Below are 1,022 nucleotides of genomic sequence, written 5' to 3' on the forward strand. Positions count from 1 at the left end.
TCGCTGATCTTTCGCCGTGCCACTCAGGCGGCGTGCTGTTGCGCGCGCTGGCGCTGTTTTTCGGCATGGGCGAGCGCGGCTTCGCGCACCCAGGCGCCGTCTTCATGGGCCTTCACGCGCGTGGCGAGGCGCTCGCGGTTGCACGGGCCGTCGCCATTGACGACGCGCCAGAACTCTTCCCAGTCGATGTCGCCGTAGTCGTAGTGGCCGCGCGCCGCGTTCCATTTGAGCTGCGCATCGGGCAGCGTGACGCCGAGCACCTTCGCCTGCTCGACGGTCGCGTCGACGAATTTCTGGCGCAGGTCGTCGTTGGTGATGCGCTTGATGCCCCATTGCGCCGACTGGTTGCTGTGCACCGAGTCCCTGTCGCTCGGGCCGAACATCATCAGCACCGGCCACCACCAGCGGTTCACCGCCTGCTGCACGAGCTCGCGCTGCGCGGCGGTGCCGGCCATCATCGCGAGCAGCGCATCGAACCCCTGGCGCTGGTGGAACGACTCTTCCTTGCAGATGCGGATCATCGCGCGGGCGTACGGCCCGTAGGTGCAGCGGCACAGCGGGATCTGGTTCATGATCGCCGCGCCGTCGACCAGCCAGCCGATCACGCCGACGTCGGCCCAGGTGGGCGTCGGGTAGTTGAAGATGCTCGAATACTTGGCCTTGCCCGCGTGCAGCGCGTCGATCAGCTGCTCGCGCGACACGCCGAGCGTTTCGGCGGCGCTATACAGATAGAGCCCGTGGCCGGCCTCGTCCTGCACCTTGGCGATCAGGATCGCCTTGCGCTTCAGGCTCGGCGCGCGCGTGATCCAGTTGCCCTCGGGCAGCATGCCGACGATCTCCGAGTGCGCGTGCTGCGAGATCTGCCGCACCAGCGTCTTGCGGTACGCGTCGGGCATCCAGTCCTGCGGCTCGATCTTGCCGTCGGCGGCCATGACCGCGTCGAAGCGCGCCTGTTCGGGCGAATTCGCGTCCGCGTCCAGCGGGGCGACGTGGCCGGGGATATCGAGGGATTGGGTGTACAT

Annotated in this window: 1 protein-coding gene; it reads right to left on the bottom strand. The window is 67.7% G+C overall.

The genetic code is table 11. From position 1 onward, the window contains the following. Window positions 1-23: 23 nt before the first annotated feature. A partial coding sequence (gene paaA, locus AB3X94_RS41705; protein ID WP_368614458.1) for a 1,2-phenylacetyl-CoA epoxidase subunit PaaA occupies window positions 24-1,022 on the bottom strand: 999 nt, incomplete at its 5' end.

This window comes from Paraburkholderia sp. BR10923, from assembly GCF_040948765.1.
In the GTDB taxonomy this organism is placed as follows: Bacteria; Pseudomonadota; Gammaproteobacteria; order Burkholderiales; family Burkholderiaceae; genus Paraburkholderia; species Paraburkholderia youngii.